The following is an 18,308-nucleotide window of genomic DNA, read 5'->3' on the forward strand; positions in this document are numbered from 1 at the left end:
GTTTTTTGGCAGCAACGCAGGTACACACATAACTTTATTTTATATTTAACCGCAGTTTTCAATCTCCAGTTCTCCTACCAATATGAGGCCTGGCGCTTGGAAACCGCATCTGATAGGAGCACATCATGGAGTTCGATATGGTCGATAACACAGCTTTAGGTACCGTCATCAAGGTCGTCGGCGTCGGCGGTGCGGGTGGCAATGCAGTCCAACACATGATCAACAAAGGCATGTCGGGAGTGGAGTTCATTGCCGCCAACACCGACGCACAGGCCCTGTCGACATCGAAGGCCGACAACATCATCCAGATCGGCGATACCGGTCTGGGCGCCGGCATGAAGCCTGCTGTCGGCCGCCAGCTGGCTGAAGAATCGCGCGCACGCATTGCCGATTCGCTGCGCGGCGCGCACATGGTCTTCATCGCCGCCGGCATGGGCGGCGGCACGGGCACGGGCGCCGCTCCTATCGTGGCCGAAGTGGCCAAGGAACTGGGCGCGCTGACGGTGGCCGTGGTCTCCAAGCCATTCTCGTACGAAGGCCAGAAGTGCATGGACATCGCTGACGAAGGTCTGGAGCAGCTGTCCCTGCACGTCGATTCGCTGATCATCATCCTCAATGAAAAACTGGAAGAGATCTACGAAGACGAAAGCATGCTGGAGTGGATGCAGCACGCCGATGATGTGCTCAACAACGCGGTGGCCGGCATCGCCGAGATCATCAACGTACCTGGCCATATCAACGTCGACTTCAACGACGTGAAAACCATCATGGGCGAGCAGGGCAAGGCCATGATGGGCACGGCAACGGCTTCCGGCGTCGACCGCGCGCGCATCGCCGCCGAACAGGCTGTCGCTTCGCCACTGCTGGACGGCATTGATCTCTCTGGCGCGCGTGGCGTGCTGGTCAACGTCACGGCCAGCCGTGGCCTGAAAGGTAAAGAGATCAAGGAAGTCATGGCTGCCGTGCGCGCGTTTGCCGCGCCGGACGCGTCGATCGCGCAAGGTATCGCCTACGACGACGCCATGGGTGACGACATCCGCGTTACCGTGGTGGCCACGGGCCTGGGCCGCGCGAAGAAAAACATCCAGCTGGTACCGCAGCAAGTGCTGCGCACCGGCACCCACAACAGCCCGCTGACCCCGTCGGCTGCCATGGGTAGCGCGCAAGCGGCGACGACGACGGTTGGCGTGGCCACGCCGGCAGCCGGTTTCGACGGCATGAAGGCGCCGGCAGTATGGCGCCGCGAATCGGCTTCCGAGCAGGTGCGCGCGATGGAAAAGAATGGCATGGAAACCTACGATATTCCAGCGTTCCTGCGCAAGCAAGCAGATTAAGGTGATCTGATGTCAGTAACGATGACGGCGGCCTGAGGGCCGCCGTTTTTTTTGCCGTTTGTTGACTTTTGACTTTGCCTTTCCGCCCACTTTCTGCACAAATACGGCAAGTCAGGCATACTATCGCGCAGTGTCGGCATCATGCCGGCAGCATCCTCAACCGACAGTACACAAGGAGTCAACATGACCATCAAGATCGGCGACACCCTGCCAGAAGGCACCCTGGCCGAATTCATCGAAAGCGAAACCGAAGGTTGCGCACTGGGCCCGAACACGTTCAACGTGCAAGACCTGGTCAAGGGCAAGAAGATCGCCATCTTCGGCCTGCCCGGCGCCTACACCCCGACCTGCTCCGCACAGCACGTGCCCGGCTACGTGCAGCACGCTGCCGACCTGAAAGCGGCGGGCGTCGATGAAATCTGGTGCATCTCCGTCAACGACGCTTTCGTGATGGGCGCCTGGGGCCGCGACCAGAAAGCCACCGGCGTCGTGCGCATGATGGCTGACGGCAATGCCGCCTACAGCAAGGCCCTGGGCCTGGACGCCGATTTTTCCAAGTACGGCATGGGCACGCGCTCGCAGCGCTACTCGATGCTGGTCGACAATGGCGTCGTGACGCAATTGAACATCGAGCAAGGCGGCAAGTTTGAAGTGTCGAATGCGGAAACCTTGCTGGGCCAGCTGGCTTAAGCGTTGTTCGCAGCATGAAAAAACGGCGCCTTGGGCGCCGTTTTTACGTTTACTGCACCGACGGTTTCGTTGCCTCGAACATGGCCGCGTCGATGCTGAACGAATAGTCGTCCTGCAGCGCAAAATATCTTCTGGCTTCCTCGGGCGCGCCATCGAACAGGTTGCGGATGGCCGCCACGCGCTCGGTCGGCGTGCGCATGCGCGCCACCCACTCGTCGAACTGCATGGTCAGCTTCCATACGCTGCGCAAGCTGTGCGTGAAACCGGCGCTGTCGAACTTGGCGCCCCATTCGCAGGTGCGGTAGTCGCGCACGTGCGAGGCGTCGCGCAGCATTTCCACCGCCTGCAAGGTGCTGTCGTACAGGGCCGTCTTCGGCGCCACGATATCGACCACCAGCAAGGTGCCGTTCGGGCGCAGCACGCGCCACGCTTCGGCCAAGGCTCCCGCCACGTCGTTCCAGTGATGGGCGGAGAAGCGCGTCACCACCATGTCGAAGCTGGCGTCGGCAAACGGCAGCCGGGCCACGTCGCCCTGCTGCGTGCTGATGTTATGCAGCCCGCGCTGCGCCCTGGCGTGGTCCACCACGTCGAGCATGGGCTGCGCCAGGTCGTAGGCGACGACCGATTGCGCCACGGGAGCGACGGCGAAGCTGGCATGGCCGGCGCCGCAGCCCAGATCCAACACGGCCGGCCTGCCATGGCGGCGCGCGCATTCCTGCATCAGCACCAGGTCGGCCCCTTGCGCGTGGACCGCGCTGCTCAGGTAGGCATTGGCCGTCTTGCCAAACTGTTCGGTAACGACATCGTGCTGCTGCATGGTGTTCTCCTGTTGATGGGTGAGTTCCTGCAGAATAGGGATAAAATTATCCTGTAACAAGACCATAACTTATACTGGTATATCCACTACCATGCATCCTTGTCATGTCGAGCAAACTCGCTGAATTCATCCGCGCACGGCGCGAAGCCGTCACCCCCGTCATGGCCGGTTTGCCCGGTGGCGGGCGCCGGCGCACGCCCGGTTTGCGGCGCGAAGAGCTGGCCCAGCTGTGCGATGTCAGTCCCACCTGGCTGACGTGGCTGGAGCAGGGGCGGCCCGTGTCGGCGTCGGCGAAGATGCTGTCTCGCCTGGCGCAGGTGCTGCAGCTGAGCGCGGCCGAGCGCGCCTATCTGTTCGAGGTGGCCGACAAACATGACCCCAGCCATGGAACAGGCGAGGGCGAGGGCCCTGCTGCCGCCGAGCTGGCCGCCATCGTCGCCGCCATCGACGCGCCCGCCTACATTCTCGACCGCGAATGGAGCGCCGTGGCGTGGAACGGCGCGGCGTCCGCCTTGTTTACGGGTTGGCTGCATGGCAATGGGGCCGCGCCGAATCAGCTGCGCTTCATGTTCCTGGAGCCTGGCGCGCGCGACCTGGTCGTCGGCTGGCCCGAGCGGGCGCGGCGGCTGGTGGCGGAGTTTCGCGCCGATATCGGCCGCCAGGCGGACCAGGCGCCGCTGGCCGGCCTGATCGCGGAGCTGGCCGACGCCAGTGCTGAATTTCGCCAGTGGTGGGGCGCGCAGCAGGTACAGGGCCGCGATGGGGGCGTGCGCCGCTTCCAGCATCCCCTGCAGGGGATGCTCAGCTACCATCAGGTGACCCTGCACCTGGCGCGTCAGCACGAACTGAAGCTGGTGATGCTGCTGTCCGTGTAGTTGCTCCTTTGAAAATGTAAAACGGCCGCGCTTGTTATAATCGGACTGACCGCTTGGCCTTGCCATCCTGTCCTGGCTCCGGCCGTCGCCATGATGACGGTCCCGCTCTTTCGCCAGGAGTCTGTCCTGATATCCCGCAATCCTAACCTGCGCAGCATCTATGTGATGCTGGTCGCCGTCGCCATGTTTTCCTTGATGGACACAGCCATGAAGCTGTTGTCCGCCCATTATCCGCCCATGCAGGTGACGGCCTTGCGCGCGTTGTCGTCCTTGCCGCTCGTTTGCCTGTACCTGCTGTACCGCGGCGCCTTCAAGAATGTGCTGAAGGTGCGCTGGCCGCTGCATGTGCTGCGCGGCGCGCTGGGCGTGCTGATGATTACCCTGTTCGCCTACGGCTTGAAACGCATGTCGCTGGCCGAGGCGTATTCGCTGTTCTTCGTCGCCCCCTTGCTGATCACGGTCCTGTCGGTGTTTATTCTGAAGGAAAAAGTCGACCTGGCCCGCTGGTGCGCCATCGCCGTCGGTCTCCTGGGCGTGCTGGTGGCGCTGCGCCCCGACGGTACCGGCTTCTTTTCGCTGGCCGGGCTGGCCGTGCTCGGCTCGGCTGCCTGTTACGCCATTTCCGCCGTCACGGGCCGCATCCTGAGCCGCACGGACGCCAGCGAAAGCATGGTGTTCTGGCTGATGGTGATGATGGCGGCCGGCGGCGTGGCCCTGTCGGCGCACGAGTGGGTCGACATCCGCCGCGAAGACTGGTGGCTGCTGGCGGGCTTGTCGCTGAGCGGCTTCCTGGGGCAACTGGCCATCACGGAGGCGTTTCGCCATGGCAAGGCGTCGAGTGTGGCGCCGTTCGAATATTCGGCCCTGGCCTGGGGCATGGCGCTGGACTGGCTGCTGTGGCGTGCCTTGCCTGACGAATACACGCTGGTCGGCGCGGCCATCATCATCGGCAGCGGCATTTACCTGGTGCGGCGCGAAGCCGTGCATGCGGAAAGCGAGCATCCATGACGGCCGAATGTGGTTTTTCTGGTGTGGTCCATGCCGCGCCGCAACGAAAATCCGGCAAATAGATATAATCGACAGATGTTAAAACAACGTACTATCAAACAATTGGTCCGCACCATTGGTGTCGGCTTGCATTCAGGAACCAAGGTAGAGCTGACCCTGCGTCCCGCCGCGATCGACACGGGCATCGTGTTTCGCCGCATCGACCTTGATCCTGTCGTGGAATTTCCCGCCAGCGCCATGGCAGTGGGCGATACGCGCATGGCGTCCGTGCTGATCAAGGACGGCGCCAGGGTGTCTACCGTAGAACACCTGATGTCGGCCGCTGCCGGCCTCGGCATCGACAATATGGTGATCGACGTGAATGCGGAAGAAATTCCCATCATGGACGGTTCCGCCTCGTCCTTCGTCTACCTGCTGCAGCAAGCCGGGGTGGAAGAGCAGCAGGCGCCGAAGAAATTCATCAAGGTCATCAAGCCCGTGGAAGTGCGTCATGGCAAGGGAGACGCGGAGAAATGGGCGCGCTTGTCGCCGTACGACGGCTTCAAGCTCGATTTCTTCATCGAATTCAACCACCCGGCCGTCGATGGCACGATGCAGCGCGCCTCCGTTGACTTTGGCGACGTATCGTACGTGCATGACGTGGCGCGCGCGCGCACTTTTGGTTTTATGCAGGACGTGGAAAGCTTGCGCGGCATGGGCCTGGCGCGGGGCGGTTCGCTGGAAAACGCCATCGTGATGGATGAATACCGCATCCTCAACGCCGATGGCTTGCGCTATGAAGACGAGTTTGTGCGCCACAAGATTCTCGACGCCATCGGCGACCTGTACCTGGTGGGCCACCCGCTGCTGGCGTACTACACGGCGCACAAGTCTGGCCACGCGCTGAACAACCAGTTGCTGCTGGCGCTGCTGGAACAGCCGGATGCGTATGAAATCGTCTCGTTCGCCACCAACGAGGCGGCGCCTCAATCGTATCTGCGCCAGATGGAGCGCGAGTGGTCGCTTACTTGAGGGACGCCTCATTAAACCTACTGCGCGGGCCGATTTCCGGCCTGCGATGCTCACTGTGCTCTAGCGCAGTTGCGCTTCTTGACCAGAACTAGGCCCGCTCGCTACGGTTTTCTGAGGTGTCAAGACGCCGCATGGTGTTCTTAATCTTTTGGTTCGCGGTGGTGGCGCACCATGTTGCGCAGCGCTGCGATCAATTGCTCGTTCTGCTTCGATGGCGGCAGGGCCGTGCTCAGTTCTTCCAGGGCCGACATGGCTTTTTCCGGCAACACCAGCGCCCGCGTATGCACGATGGGCGCGATGCTCTTGATGACCTGCACTTTCAGCTTGATGCCTGAAATCTGCCAGCCCTTCTTTTCCAGTTCTCCTTGTAATTTCGGCAATTGCTGTTTGAGCTTGGCCGCCAGCGCCGCGTTCGGCGTAGCCAGTACCAGTTGGCCGCTCTCGAATTGCAGGATGTCGCAATGCTCGAACATCGCCGGCAATGCCTTGGCGCAATCTTTTTGCAGGGCGGCCAGGCGCGTGACGGTGGGCATCAGGGAAGCCATCGTGGCGTTGCCGCGCAGAAAATCGGTTGCGCCCGTGACGGCCGGGCCTGAACGGGCAAAGCCGTAGCCGCGGCGTGGTGCCGGAGAATATGTGGGAGTTCGCATGGCCGAAACATAGCACACTCGCCCGCGCATGACGAGTGCGGCGGCGAGGGCGGCGCAGGCGGGCAGGCCGTATTGCCTTACAGTATGGGAAATGTCCGCACTTTCTGCCATTTGTTTGTCATTAAGCTATTGTTATATGGTGCATTACCCCAACCTTGGCGGGAACGCATGATAAAATCATCGTCTTTTGCCATAGTCGAACTCCGTGCGGTTACGCGATTGTTACTTCGTCGTCACCTACCGAGCTTTTTTTAACGGCGTTTTTTCAAGAATTCAAGCATGTCATTACTGACCCAGATTTTCGGTAGCCGCAACCAGCGGCTGCTCAAGCAATACCAAAAAACGGTACGCGAGATCAATGCGCTCGAGCCGGCCATCGAAAAGCTGTCGGATGCCGAGCTGCAAGCGAAGACGCCTGCCTTCAAGGAACGCATCGCCGCCGGTGAATCGCTCGATGCCCTGTTGCCGGAAGCGTTTGCCGTCTGCCGCGAGGCCAGCAAGCGCGTCCTGCGCATGCGCCATTTCGACGTGCAGATGATCGGTGGCATGGTTTTGCATTTCGGCAAGATCGCGGAGATGGGCACGGGCGAGGGCAAGACCCTGATGGCAACCTTGCCAGCCTACCTGAACGCCTTGTCGGGCAAGGGCGTGCATATCGTGACTGTCAATGATTACCTGGCGCAGCGCGACGCCGAGACGATGGGCCGCCTGTATGCGTGGCTGGGCCTGTCGACGGGCGTGAACATGTCGCAGATGGAGCACAGCGCCAAGCAGCAGGCGTACAACTCCGACATCACGTATGGCACGAACAATGAATTCGGTTTCGACTTCTTGCGCGACAATATGGTCTACGAAGCGCGCGAGCGCGTGCAGCGCAGCCTGAACTTCGGCATTGTCGATGAAGTCGACTCGATCCTGATCGATGAAGCGCGTACGCCGCTGATCATTTCGGGCCAGGCCGAGAACCACACGGACCTGTATCACAAGATCAATGCAGTGCCTGCGCGCCTGACCCTGCAGATCGGCGAAGAAACGCCGGACGGCAAGGGCAAGGTCGAAGTGCCGGGCGACTACACCAAGGATGAAAAAGCGCACCAGGTGCTGCTGACGGAAGCGGGCCACGAAAAGGCCGAAAGCATCCTGATGGAGATGGGCCTGTTGCCGGAAGGCGCGTCGCTGTACGATTCGGCCAACATCACCCTCGTGCACCACCTGTATGCGGCCCTGCGCGCGCATGCGCTGTACTTCAAGGATCAGCACTATGTGGTGCAGAACAATGAAGTGGTGATCGTCGATGAATTCACGGGCCGTCTGATGACGGGCCGCCGCTGGTCCGACGGCCTGCACCAGGCCGTCGAAGCGAAGGAAGGCGTCAAGATTCAGAACGAGAACCAGACCCTGGCCTCGATCACCTTCCAGAACTATTTCCGCATGTACGCCAAGCTGGCCGGCATGACGGGTACGGCCGATACCGAAGCGTACGAATTCCAGGAAATCTACGGCCTGGAAACAGTTGTCATTCCGCAAAACCGTCCGCTGCAGCGCAAGGACCGCCAGGATCAGGTCTATAAATCGTCGGCGGAAAAATACAACGCGATGTTGAACGACATCCGCGACTGCTACGAGCGCGGCCAGCCCGTGCTGGTGGGTACGACCTCAATCGAGAACTCGGAACTGCTGTCGGGCATCCTGACCAAGGCCGGCTTGCCGCACAACGTGCTGAATGCGAAGCAGCATGCGCGCGAAGCGGAAATCATCGCCCAGGCAGGCCGTCCGAAAGCCATCACCATCGCTACCAACATGGCCGGTCGCGGTACCGACATCGTGCTGGGCGGCAACGTGGAAAACCAGATCAAGTTCATCGAAGCCAATCCTGAACTGAGCGACGCCGACAAGGCAGCCCAGTCGCAGACCCTGCGCGACGAATGGCAATCCTTGCACGACCACGTCGTCAATGCTGGCGGCTTGCACATCATCGGCACCGAACGCCACGAATCGCGCCGCGTCGACAATCAGCTGCGTGGCCGTGCCGGCCGCCAGGGCGATCCGGGTTCGTCGCGCTTCTACCTGTCGCTCGACGACGCGCTGCTGCGCATCTTCGCCGGCGACCGCGTGCGCGCCGTGATGGACCGCCTGAAAATGCCGGAAGGCGAACCGATCGAGGCAGGCATCGTGTCGCGTTCGATCGAATCGGCCCAGCGCAAGGTGGAAGCGCGCAACTTCGACATCCGCAAGCAATTGCTGGAATACGATGACGTCGCCAACGACCAGCGCAAGGTGATTTACCAGCAGCGTAACGAGCTGCTGGAAACGACCGATATTTCGGACATGATCGCTTCCCTGCGCCACGGCGTGTTCACCGACCTGGTGCACCAGTACGTGCCCGAAGAGTCGGTGGAAGAGCAGTGGGATATCAAGGGCCTGGAAAATACCCTGTCCGGCGAATGGCAGCTCGACTTGCCGCTGCAGCAAATGCTGGAAGCCGATTCGACCTTGACGGACGAGGAAATCCTGGAAAAAGTGCTGGCCGCGGCCGACGCCGTGTACCAGTCGAAGATCGACATCGTCGGCAAGGAATCGTTTGGCGGCTTCGAGCGCAATGTCATGCTGCAAAGCGTGGACAGCCACTGGCGCGAACATCTGGCGGCGCTCGATCACCTGCGCCAGGGCATCCATCTGCGCGGCTATGCGCAGAAGAACCCGAAACAGGAATACAAGCGCGAAGCGTTTGAACTGTTTGGCCAGATGCTCGACATGATCAAGAACGACGTCACGAAACACGTGATGACGGTGCGTATCCAGTCGCGCGAAGAAGTCGATGCGGCCGAACAGGCGATGCAGCAGTCGCACGTGGAAAACGTGCACTACCAGCACGCCGAATTCGACCCGAACGCGGCGCCGGAAGAACTGCTGGCGCCGACGGCTGGCGACGGCAACGACCAGTATGTCGACGACATGAGCGTGAGCATGGGCGTCAAGGTTGGCCGCAATGATCCATGCCCATGCGGCAGCGGCAAGAAGTACAAGGCTTGCCACGGCAAGCTGGCGTAAGGCCTGCTTGACAGCCTGAACAAGAACGGAGACTGCGGTCTCCGTTTTTTTTGCAGCAACGTGTGGCCGGCTGCTCAGGGAAAGGCCCAGTACTGCGGCGCCTGCGAGGGAATGCCTTTCAAGCCGCCGCGGTTTTTTGCGCGCTGGCCCGTCTTGATCAGGGTGGCGATGTCGGTCAGCAGGACGCGGTTGCTGGCAAAGTAATCGTGGCCCATGAAATTCATGATGACGGCCGAGGCATCGACGAGTTCCATGCCGGGGATGCCGACGACGGGGCCGCGGATGTCGCCTATCCTGTCCCAATCGGCAAAATTGTAGGAAGCGCGGATGGCCTTGTCGTTCGCGGAGGCGTACAGCGTGGCGGGAAGCTTGAGGCTGGCAAAACGGGGAGCGATCTGCTCGCGGAAGATATCGGCATTGATGTCCGGCGCCGCCAGCACCACCTGCTTGAACTGGGGCAGCAGGTCGGGGCGCTTTTCCAGCAAGTTGGCCAGGGCCACGGTCATCGGGCGGTTGCCCATGCTGTGGGCGATGATATAGATATCGGTGGCGAAAGCGTGCTCCGCGAAGTCGGCCAGGAAGGCCTGCAGGTGCGTCTGGGTCCATTCGGCGGCGTTTTCATCGAACTCATAGCCGGCCAGCGTGCCTTTTGATGGCCAGCTGTAGAACACGGGCAGGGCGCCGATATCGAGGTCGACGGCCATCTGCGCCGTGCGCCTGGCGGCGTCGTCAAAGGAATTGCTGTAGCCGTGGATGTAGACGAAGGCGGCGTGCCGTTCCGGCGCGGCCCGTAACCTGGCCTTGACGGTGGCAAGAAAATCCGCGCGCGACAGGCGTGTGCTTCCCTTGATTAGCACGTATTTTTGCGCATCGTCGCCGGAAAGGATGTCGTACCAGGGCGGCAGCGGCAGCTCGCCCGGCGCTCTTTTTTCGGGAATGCTCACCTGCACGCTACCGTAGCTCAGGTAGGGGGGCGTGCGGTTGGGCTGCCAGCCATAATTGTTGCGCTCTGGCAGGTACTTCCTGTCGGTGGCGTAGTACACGGTCACTTGCGTGGCAGCCGCTCCCCCATTTGTCCTGACGGGGGAGGAGGCTCTATCAATGGCGGAACCGGCACCTGCGGCCGCGCTACCGAGCTTGCCGAACAGCCCGCCCAGGCCCGCCCCGGACCACGAACTGGTCCAGGGCGTGTTTCGTGGCGGTGCCGTATCGCCGGGAGGCGCGGCTGCTGTCGCGGGCCGCGCGGCATCCTTGGGCGGCGGCGAGTGAGCCCGCGGCAGCGTGTCGGGCGTCTGTTCAGCGGGTGCGGGAGCGCGGGCGGCGTCGGTGGGACTGGGCGGTGCCGTGCATGCGGTCAACCAGGTAAGCAGGCAAAGCAGGTACAGCAGGAACGATAAGCATGACAGGCACGACAGGCACGACAGACCTGCGTCGCTGCGCTGTGTTGTGTATGACTTGCCATGGGCCATGACATTCTCCCTGGGCGGCGCTTACCAGACGCATAGTGGCCTGTTCCCCCATCTTAGCGCCGCCAGCCGGCATCAATCTGATAAATCGCAAGTCTGGCCACGCTAGTTGCCCGTCCCGCCGCCGCCGGTGCCGCCGCGACTATTCACTTGCCGCTTGTTCACCTGCGGCGCGAAGGCGCTACAATAGCGCTTCCATTTTCCCTAGCAGAAGAACTCATATGGCCGTCAATTCTCCCAAGCCCGTCGCCGCCGACTTGAAAGCCGTCGCCGGCATTGAAATCGGTGTCGCCGAAGCTGGCATCAAGAAACCCAACCGCAAGGATTTGCTGGTATTGAAACTGGCGCCGACGGCCACCGTGGCCGGCGTGTTCACCCTGAACCGCTTCTGCGCCGCGCCCGTGCAAATCTCGAAAGCCAACCTGGCCGCCGTGACGGCCGGCGCCGCACCGATCCGCGCGCTGCTGGTCAATACGGGCAACGCGAATGCGGGCACGGGCGATTCGGGCCTGGCCGACGCGCAGGCCAGCTGTGCTGCGCTGGCCGAGTTGCTGGGCTGCACGCCGCAGCAAATCCTGCCGTTTTCCACGGGTGTGATCCTCGAACCCTTGCCCGTGCAGCGCCTGGTCGCCGGTCTGCCGCAAGCCGTGGCAGCGTTGACGCCTGACAATTGGTTCTCGGCCGCAGAAGCTATCATGACCACCGATACGCAGCCGAAAGCGGGCTCGCGCACGGTGACCATCGGCGGCCACGCGGTCACCCTGACGGGCATCAGCAAGGGCGCCGGCATGATCAAGCCGAACATGGCCACCATGCTGGGTTTCCTCGCGTTCGACGCCACCGTGGCGCAACCGGTGCTGGACCAGCTGGTGAAACAGGCGGCCGATAAATCGTTCAACTGCATCACCATCGACGGCGACACGTCCACGAATGACTCGTTCATGCTGGTGGCCACGGGCGCCGGCAGCCTGGTCGTCGATTCCATCGATTCGCCGCACTATGCGCAACTGGCGGCGGCCGTCACCGAACTGTCGACTTTCCTGGCGCAAGCCATCGTGCGCGACGGTGAAGGCGCCACCAAGTTCATGACGGTGACGGTGGAAGACGGCCGCAACGTGGAAGAGTGCCGCAAGATCGCCTATTCCATCGCCCATTCGCCGCTGGTGAAAACGGCCTTTTTCGCGTCCGACCCGAACCTGGGCCGCATCCTGGCCGCCATCGGCTACGCAGGCGTGGATGACCTGGACGTGGGCCAGTTGAACCTGTATCTGGATGACGTGTGGGTAGCCAAGAATGGCGGCCGCAACCCCGATTACCAGGAGCAGGATGGCCAGCGCGTGATGCAGCAAAGCGAAATCACCATCCGTGTGAAACTGGCGCGCGGCGATGCCACGGCCACGCTGTGGACGTGCGACTTGTCGCATGACTACGTGTCGATCAACGCCGACTATCGCTCATGATCGGCCTCGATCAATTCCTGAGCCGCGCCGAAGCCTTGCTGGCGAGGGTGGAAGCGATCTTGCCGCAGGCGGCGCCCGCGCCGGACTGGAACAGCTTTGCCTTCCGCTGGCGCCGGCGCCCGGGCGCCGTGCCATGTCTGCAGGTGGTCGCCCACGTGTCGAACATCGCGTTGGACGACTTGCACAACATCGGCACGCAAAAGGCCCAGATCGAGCAGAATACGCGCCAGTTCGTGAGCAGCCGTCCAGCCAATAACGTGCTGCTGACGGGCGCGCGCGGCACGGGCAAGTCCTCGCTGATCAAGGCCTGCCTGAACCAGTTTGCCAACCAGGGCTTGCGCCTGATCGAAGTGGATAAAGCGGACCTGGCCGACTTGCCCGATATCGTCGACCTGGTGGCGGCGCGCCCCGAGCGCTTCATCATCTTTTGCGACGACCTGTCGTTCGAAGAGGGAGAAAGCGGCTACAAGGCGCTGAAAGTGGCGCTCGACGGCAGCATCGCCGCGCAATCGGACAATGTGCTGATCTACGCCACCTCGAACCGCCGTCACCTGATGCCGGAACGTATGTCCGACAACAGCAGCTACAAGACGGACGATGATGGCGATCTGCACCCTGGCGAGACGGTGGAAGAGAAAATCTCGCTGTCCGAGCGCTTCGGCCTGTGGCTGTCGTTCTATCCGTTCAAGCAGGATGATTATCTTGATATCGCCGCGCACTGGCTGGCCTCGTTCGGCTGCACGCCGGAGCAGATTGCCGCGGCGCGCGGCGACGCCCTGCGCTGGGCCTTGCAGCGCGGTTCCCGTTCGGGCCGGGTAGCCTGGCAATTTGCGCGCGATTATGCTGGGAAACTACCTGCGGGAAAGTTGCCGCTATGAGCGAAGTGAAAGTGAAACCGGTGGACGTGGCCGTCGGCATCCTGATGAAGCCGAACGGCGACGTCTTGCTGGGCCAGCGCCCGGCCGGCAAGCCGTATGATGGCTATTGGGAATTTCCTGGCGGTAAGGTCGAGCCGGGCGAAGCCATCCTTGACGCCTTGAAGCGCGAGTTTGTCGAAGAGCTCGGTTTGCATATCGACAGCGCCGAAGCCTGGTGCGGCGTCGAATACGTATATCCGCACGCTCATGTGCGCCTGCATTTCTATATCAGCCGCGACTGGCGCGGCGAGCCGCAAAGCCTGGAAGGGCAGGCGTTCGCCTGGCAGGGCACGGTCGGCGTGGAACCTTTGCTGCCCGCCACCATTCCCTTGCTGGAATGGCTGGACGAGGTGCGCCGGGAATCCCTGGCTGCCGCCTGAACGTGACTGGCGCCAGGATGCAGCCTTTGCGCTGCGCTGGCGCAAGCCGGTTTCATCCTTCCCTTGCATCGGCGATGTTTTGCGCTACAGTGCTTGCATGACGTACTGGGGGAATTCGCATGGCGCTGACCCTGACCTTCACCGATACCGATGAATTGCTGCTCGCGGCGCTGCATAAGCGTGCCCGTGCGCATGGACGCAGCATCGAGGAAGAGCACCGCGATATTTTGCGCAGCGCCTTGCGGCCGTTGCCGAAGCGGCCGCTCGACGACATCTTGCGCGCCATGCCGGATGTGGGACTCGACACGGATTTCCACCGCCGCTCCTGACGCGCCATGCCCGGCTACCTGCTTGATACGGATGTGATCATTGCCGCGCGCAAGGGAGACAGGGCGCCAGCGGGCGTGGCCGCCTTTTTTGAGCGGAGCGCGCCGGAAGAGCGTTATGTGCCGGTGCAGGTGATCGCCGAGTTGCGTGCAGGCATACAACTGAGTTGGCGGCGCGAAGCGGCGCTCGAAGCGCTGGCCCTGGAAGGCTGGCTGGAAGCCGTGCTGGCGGAGTATGCGCCGCGGCTGCTGGACTTCGACCTCGATTGCGCCCTTGTCTGCGCCCGCCTGCAGGATGGCGGCAGCCGGGTGCGGGACGTGGACAGGCAGATCGCGGCGATGGGTATCGCCTATGGCTTGACGGTAGTCAGTGGACGGCTGGTCAACTTCGTGGCGCAGGGGCTGCGCCTGGAAAATCCGTTTGCTTGAAGATTACTGCGGCTTGTTGTCTTCGTCCGCCAGCGGATCTTCGAACGGGTCGGCGGCGGGAATCGTGTATTTTTCCTCGGCCCAGGCGCCCAGGTCGATCTGCTTGCAGCGTTCCGAGCAGAAGGGGCGGTATTTGTTGGCCTCAGTCCATTCGACTTTGGCGGCACAGGTAGGGCAGTTAACGACGGTCATGGCGATTACAGTTAAAAATTACAGAGTGTGAGCTCGAATGGTACATCGTCTTCCAGCGGCTTGGGTTTCAGGTCGCCGCCCTGGGTGGTGAAGCGTACCCACAGCATGTATTTGTTGGCGGAAATTTCCGGGATGGCGCCGCTGCTTTCGTCCAGACTCAGGCGCAGCATCTGGTACACCTTGCCTTGCAGCATTTGCTGGTAGCTGCCGCCATTGGCGATCAGCTTGACGGGGCCGCCGGAATCGCGCAGCAGGCGCAATACCAGGGCCAGCGCATCGAACAGGGGCGCCAGCGGGGCGAACCAGGCGTGGATATCGGTCAGGCGCTGCTCGCAGCTGCGCTTTTGCCAGGCAAAGTACGACGGCAAGTCGAATTCACAGGCGCCGCCCGGGATGATGGTGCGGCCGCGGATGCTCATCAGCCATTCATTGTCGCGGATATTCTGGCCCGTCTTGCCTTGTGCCGCCACCAGGGCGCCGCTAACGCTGTCGAGTTCGCCCAGTATGGCGTCCAGGGTTTCCGGTTCTACATTCGGGTTGCTGCGGTAGCCCAGCAGGCTTTGACGCTGGCGCTCGAGTTCCTGCAGCAGGTCTGACTTCAGGTCGGCGCGGCCCGCCACTTCGAGCATGTCGAAAATGGTTGCCAAAGCGACATGATGCTGCATTGCATGCTCTTGCTGGATGAAGAACTTGAATTTGTCGTACAGGTCTTCCAGCCGCAACAAGGTACGTATGCGTTCGTTGAAAGGGTATTCGTAGACAATCAAAATAATTCCCTTAAGTAAGGACCTGCAAACAATCCCGTGATTTTGAACCAAGCGTCGACAAATTACAAACGTTGCGACCCGATTCCAGCCATTCTTTTTGAAAATGCCAGATATAAATCGTGCAACTGGGCAATCTGCGGCTCCAGGGCCGCCAAATCGCCATTGTTGTCGATGACATCGTCCGCCGCGGCCAGGCGCATGGCGCGCGTGGCCTGGGTGGCCATGATGGCTTTGACTTGTTCTTCCGACAATCCATTGCGCGCCATCACGCGCGCTATCTGCAAACTCTCCAGGCAATCGATGACCAGCACGCGGTTGACTCTTTCCACCCAGCCGCCGGACTCGACCAGCAGGGGCACGGCAAAGATCACATAGCTGCCCGTCGCTTCGGCCGCGGCCGTCAGGGTGGCCTGGCGGATGCGCGGGTGCAGGATGGCTTCCAGTCTGGCCTTGGCGGCCGCGTCGGAAAAGACCAGCTTGCGCATTTTTACGCGGTCGAGGGCGCCGCGCGCATCGGCGTAGTCGGGGCCGAATTCCGCGACCAGGGCCGGCATGGCCGCGCCATCGGGTGCCGTCAGGCTGTGGGCGATCTGGTCGGTGTCGACGATGGCGGCGCCGCGCGCGGCGAACAGGTCGGCCACCGTGCTCTTGCCGCAACCGATGCCGCCGGTGAGACCCACGCTGAAATAGGGAGCGTCTTGTACTTGCATGTTGTTATCCATTCGGGATGCGGCACCGGTCAGCCGGGCAGGCCAGGCGTGAGCCGCGACAGGGAGGTGCCGTACAGCAGGGCGATGAAACCCGCGGCCGCCAGGTAGGGGCCGAACGGGATCGGATTGTCGCGGGCCCGCTTGGCAAACAGGATCAGGCCGATGCCGACCACGGCGCCCACCAGCGACGACAGTAATATGATGGTTGGCAACATGGTCCAACCGAGCCAGGCGCCTAGCGCGGCCAGCAACTTGAAGTCGCCAGCGCCCATGCCATCCTTGCCTGTCGCCAGCTTGTAGGCCCAGTACACGCTCCACAGGGCCAGGTAGCCGGCGGCCGCGCCGATGACGGCGTCCTGCAGGGGCACGAAAGTGCCATTGATATTGACCAGCAAGCCAGCCCACAGCAGGGGGAAGGTCAGGTCGTCGGGCAGCATTTGCGTATCGGCATCGATGAAGGTCATGGCGATCAGCAGCCAGGCAAAGACAAGCGTGGCGAGCCCCGTCCAGCCACTGCCGAAATGCCAGACGAGTACGGCCGACAGCGCGCCCGTCAGCAATTCCACCAGTGGATAGCGGACGGAGATGGGCGCCTGGCAGGCGCTGCATTTGCCGCGCAGCAGCAAATAACTGATGACGGGAATGTTTTCCATGGCCGTGATGCGGTGGCCGCAGGCGGTGCAGTGCGAATGCGGCAGCATCAGGTTGTAGCGGTCCGTGTGCGGCAGCGGCTGGCCCGTTTCTTCCGCCACGTAATTGTCGGATTCGCGCTGCATCATTTTCGGCATGCGGTGGATCACCACGTTCAGGAAGCTGCCGACGATCAGGCCGAACAGGGCGGCGGCGAGCGTGACGGGCAGATTGCCGGGGGCGGCGAACAGCAGGGTATCTTGCAGCATGGTGAACTTGTCTGAGGGGATGAATGTTGCCGTGCAAACATTGCCTGGCACTGCAGCAGTGTAAAACATCCGCCGGCGCATGGGGGCGTTTTACGTGGACATGTCTTCAAATCACGGCGCCAAGCTTAAAAATCGGCAAATACAGGGCGATCACGAGGGCGCCGACGAGTACGCCCAGCACCACCATCAGCGCCGGCTCCAGCAGCGCAGTGATGAGGGCGACGGTCGCTTCGATTTCCCCTTCGACGATCTCGGCGGCGCGCGACAGCATGGCGTCCAGCGCGCCGGACTCTTCGCCGATGAGGGCCAGCTGCGTCAGCAGGTCGGGGAACACGCCGCTGTGTTCCATGGCCAGGGCCAGGCTGCCGCCGGCGCGGATGTCGCGGTCGATGCGGGCGGTCGCCTCCTGGTACAGCGCGTGGCCGGAAGCGGCGCCGACCAGATCGAGCGAGTCGAGCAGGGGCACGCCGGCGGCGAACATGGCGGCCAGGGTGCGCGTCCAGCGGGCAATGGCCGCCTTGCGCAGCAGCGGGCCGGCCAGCGGCAGGCGCAGCGCCTGCAGTTGTGCCTGCCGGCGCAGGGCCGGCGAGCGGCGCCAGGCCAGGCGCAGCAGCACATAGGCCAGCACCAGTGCCGCCAGCAATGCCAGCCAGTAGCGCAGCAGGAAGGCAGACAAGCCCATGACCACCAGGGTGGGCAGCGGCAAGGGCGCGCCGAAGCTGTCGAAAACCTGGCGAAAGGCGGGCACGACCACGCTCATGATGATGGCCGTGACGACGATGGCGACGAGCACGATGACCAGCGGATACATCAGCGCGCCGCGCACCTGCCGCCGCAGGGCGATGGCCTTTTCCTGGTGCGTGGCCAGGCGCGCCAGCAATTCCTGCACGATGCCGGCCTGCTCGCCGGCCGCCAGCAGATTGCAATACAGTTCGTCGAACAGCAGGGGAAACTGGCGGAATGCCTGCTGCAGGCTGCTGCCCGCTTCTATGTCGTGGCGCAAGTGCCGCATCAGTTCCGTGATGGCGGGCTTGGCGTGGCCCTTGCCGGCGATGTCGAAGGCGTGCAGCAGCGGCACGCCGGCCGCCATCATGGTCGACAGCTGGCGCGTGAACAGGGCAATATCCTTCTGCGTGATGGCCTTGCCCGGCGCGGCGCGGGCCGCGCGCACGCGCGTGGCCAGGATGCCCTGGCGCCGCAGCGCGAGGCTGGCCGCCGCTGCGTCGGCTGCGCGCAGCATTCCGTCCACGGGCTTGCCATGGCGGTCCGTTCCCTTCCACGCAAACTGACGCTCGGCCGCCATGTGCGCCTCCTGCTGCCACTGTA

At 62.5% G+C, this 18,308-nt stretch carries 19 protein-coding genes; 11 read left to right on the forward strand and 8 right to left on the reverse strand.

Features of this window, described 5'->3' with window-relative positions; translation table 11 throughout:
* Window positions 1–125 precede the first annotated feature (125 nt).
* Window positions 126–1,334 (forward strand): cell division protein FtsZ, encoded by a 1,209-nt coding sequence (ftsZ, locus tag CBW50_RS09585; protein ID WP_086145317.1) that lies wholly within the window; start codon window positions 126–128, stop codon window positions 1,332–1,334.
* A 183-nt stretch (window positions 1,335–1,517) separates the two neighbouring features.
* The gene (locus CBW50_RS09590) at window positions 1,518–2,024 is read left to right on the forward strand and encodes a peroxiredoxin (RefSeq protein WP_086145318.1); all 507 of its coding nucleotides are present in this window, start codon (window positions 1,518–1,520) and stop codon (window positions 2,022–2,024) included.
* Window positions 2,025–2,073: 49 nt separating this feature from the next.
* Here the strand turns inward: CBW50_RS09590 and CBW50_RS09595 are convergent, their stop codons facing one another.
* Entirely contained in the window at window positions 2,074–2,841 is a 768-nt protein-coding gene (locus CBW50_RS09595; protein WP_086145319.1) for a class I SAM-dependent methyltransferase, read from the reverse strand.
* 104 nt (window positions 2,842–2,945) lie between these two features.
* Between CBW50_RS09595 and CBW50_RS09600 the strand changes: the two genes are divergently transcribed.
* From CBW50_RS09600 to lpxC, 3 genes are all read left to right on the forward strand, one after another.
* Window positions 2,946–3,716 carry a helix-turn-helix transcriptional regulator gene (locus CBW50_RS09600; RefSeq protein WP_086145320.1) on the forward strand — a complete coding sequence of 257 codons (771 nt, stop codon included), beginning with the start codon at window positions 2,946–2,948 and terminating at the stop codon, window positions 3,714–3,716.
* A 165-nt stretch (window positions 3,717–3,881) separates the two neighbouring features.
* A complete protein-coding gene (locus CBW50_RS09605) occupies window positions 3,882–4,724 on the forward strand; it encodes a DMT family transporter (RefSeq protein WP_086145355.1) in 843 nt (280 codons plus the stop codon).
* Window positions 4,725–4,799: 75 nt separating this feature from the next.
* Window positions 4,800–5,735, forward strand: a complete 936-nt coding sequence (gene lpxC / locus CBW50_RS09610) for a UDP-3-O-acyl-N-acetylglucosamine deacetylase (RefSeq protein ID WP_086145321.1) — start codon at window positions 4,800–4,802, stop codon at window positions 5,733–5,735.
* Window positions 5,736–5,875: 140 nt separating this feature from the next.
* Here lpxC and CBW50_RS09615 read toward each other — a convergent pair whose 3' ends face one another.
* Window positions 5,876–6,385: a DciA family protein gene (locus CBW50_RS09615; protein ID WP_086145322.1), complete on the reverse strand. Its 510-nt coding sequence runs from the start codon at window positions 6,383–6,385 to the stop codon at window positions 5,876–5,878.
* 279 nt (window positions 6,386–6,664) lie between these two features.
* On the opposite strand from CBW50_RS09615, the gene secA reads away from it, so the two are divergent.
* Window positions 6,665–9,436 carry a preprotein translocase subunit SecA gene (gene secA / locus CBW50_RS09620; protein ID WP_086145323.1) on the forward strand — a complete coding sequence of 924 codons (2,772 nt, stop codon included), beginning with the start codon at window positions 6,665–6,667 and terminating at the stop codon, window positions 9,434–9,436.
* Window positions 9,437–9,510: 74 nt separating this feature from the next.
* On the opposite strand, the gene CBW50_RS09625 is transcribed toward secA, so the two are convergent.
* Entirely contained in the window at window positions 9,511–10,479 is a 969-nt protein-coding gene (locus CBW50_RS09625) for an alpha/beta hydrolase (protein ID WP_157792413.1), read from the reverse strand.
* A 644-nt stretch (window positions 10,480–11,123) separates the two neighbouring features.
* Here CBW50_RS09625 and argJ point away from each other — a divergent pair.
* From argJ to CBW50_RS09650, 5 genes are all read left to right on the forward strand, one after another.
* The gene (gene argJ / locus CBW50_RS09630) at window positions 11,124–12,362 is read left to right on the forward strand and encodes a bifunctional glutamate N-acetyltransferase/amino-acid acetyltransferase ArgJ (RefSeq protein ID WP_086145325.1); all 1,239 of its coding nucleotides are present in this window, start codon (window positions 11,124–11,126) and stop codon (window positions 12,360–12,362) included.
* Window positions 12,359–13,240 carry an ATP-binding protein gene (locus tag CBW50_RS09635; protein WP_086145326.1) on the forward strand — a complete coding sequence of 294 codons (882 nt, stop codon included), beginning with the start codon at window positions 12,359–12,361 and terminating at the stop codon, window positions 13,238–13,240. Before argJ ends, CBW50_RS09635 begins: the two co-directional genes overlap by 4 nt.
* Window positions 13,237–13,659, forward strand: coding sequence for an NUDIX domain-containing protein (locus tag CBW50_RS09640; RefSeq protein ID WP_086145327.1), 423 nt, complete (start codon window positions 13,237–13,239; stop codon window positions 13,657–13,659). Before CBW50_RS09635 ends, CBW50_RS09640 begins: the two co-directional genes overlap by 4 nt.
* Window positions 13,660–13,778: 119 nt before the next feature.
* Window positions 13,779–13,988, forward strand: a complete 210-nt coding sequence (locus tag CBW50_RS09645; RefSeq protein ID WP_086145328.1) for a hypothetical protein — start codon at window positions 13,779–13,781, stop codon at window positions 13,986–13,988.
* Between the two features lie 6 nt (window positions 13,989–13,994).
* On the forward strand, window positions 13,995–14,414 hold the full coding sequence (locus CBW50_RS09650) for a PIN domain-containing protein (protein ID WP_086145329.1): 420 nt from the start codon (window positions 13,995–13,997) through the stop codon (window positions 14,412–14,414).
* Window positions 14,415–14,417: 3 nt separating this feature from the next.
* Here CBW50_RS09650 and yacG read toward each other — a convergent pair whose 3' ends face one another.
* From yacG to CBW50_RS09675, 5 genes are all read right to left on the reverse strand, one after another.
* The gene (gene yacG, locus CBW50_RS09655; protein ID WP_071325269.1) at window positions 14,418–14,606 is read right to left on the reverse strand and encodes a DNA gyrase inhibitor YacG; all 189 of its coding nucleotides are present in this window, start codon (window positions 14,604–14,606) and stop codon (window positions 14,418–14,420) included.
* Between the two features lie 11 nt (window positions 14,607–14,617).
* Entirely contained in the window at window positions 14,618–15,373 is a 756-nt protein-coding gene (gene zapD, locus CBW50_RS09660; protein ID WP_086145330.1) for a cell division protein ZapD, read from the reverse strand.
* Between the two features lie 62 nt (window positions 15,374–15,435).
* Complete coding sequence (gene coaE / locus CBW50_RS09665) at window positions 15,436–16,083, reverse strand: dephospho-CoA kinase (protein ID WP_086145331.1); 648 nt, start codon at window positions 16,081–16,083, stop codon at window positions 15,436–15,438.
* 29 nt (window positions 16,084–16,112) lie between these two features.
* Window positions 16,113–16,982 (reverse strand): A24 family peptidase, encoded by an 870-nt coding sequence (locus CBW50_RS09670; protein ID WP_086145332.1) that lies wholly within the window; start codon window positions 16,980–16,982, stop codon window positions 16,113–16,115.
* 106 nt (window positions 16,983–17,088) lie between these two features.
* Window positions 17,089–18,285: a type II secretion system F family protein gene (locus CBW50_RS09675; RefSeq protein ID WP_086145333.1), complete on the reverse strand. Its 1,197-nt coding sequence runs from the start codon at window positions 18,283–18,285 to the stop codon at window positions 17,089–17,091.
* Between the last annotated feature and the right edge of the window lie 23 nt (window positions 18,286–18,308).

The sequence above is a fragment of the Janthinobacterium sp. GW458P genome (assembly GCF_002127585.1).
In the GTDB taxonomy this organism is placed as follows: Bacteria; Pseudomonadota; Gammaproteobacteria; order Burkholderiales; family Burkholderiaceae_D; genus Janthinobacterium.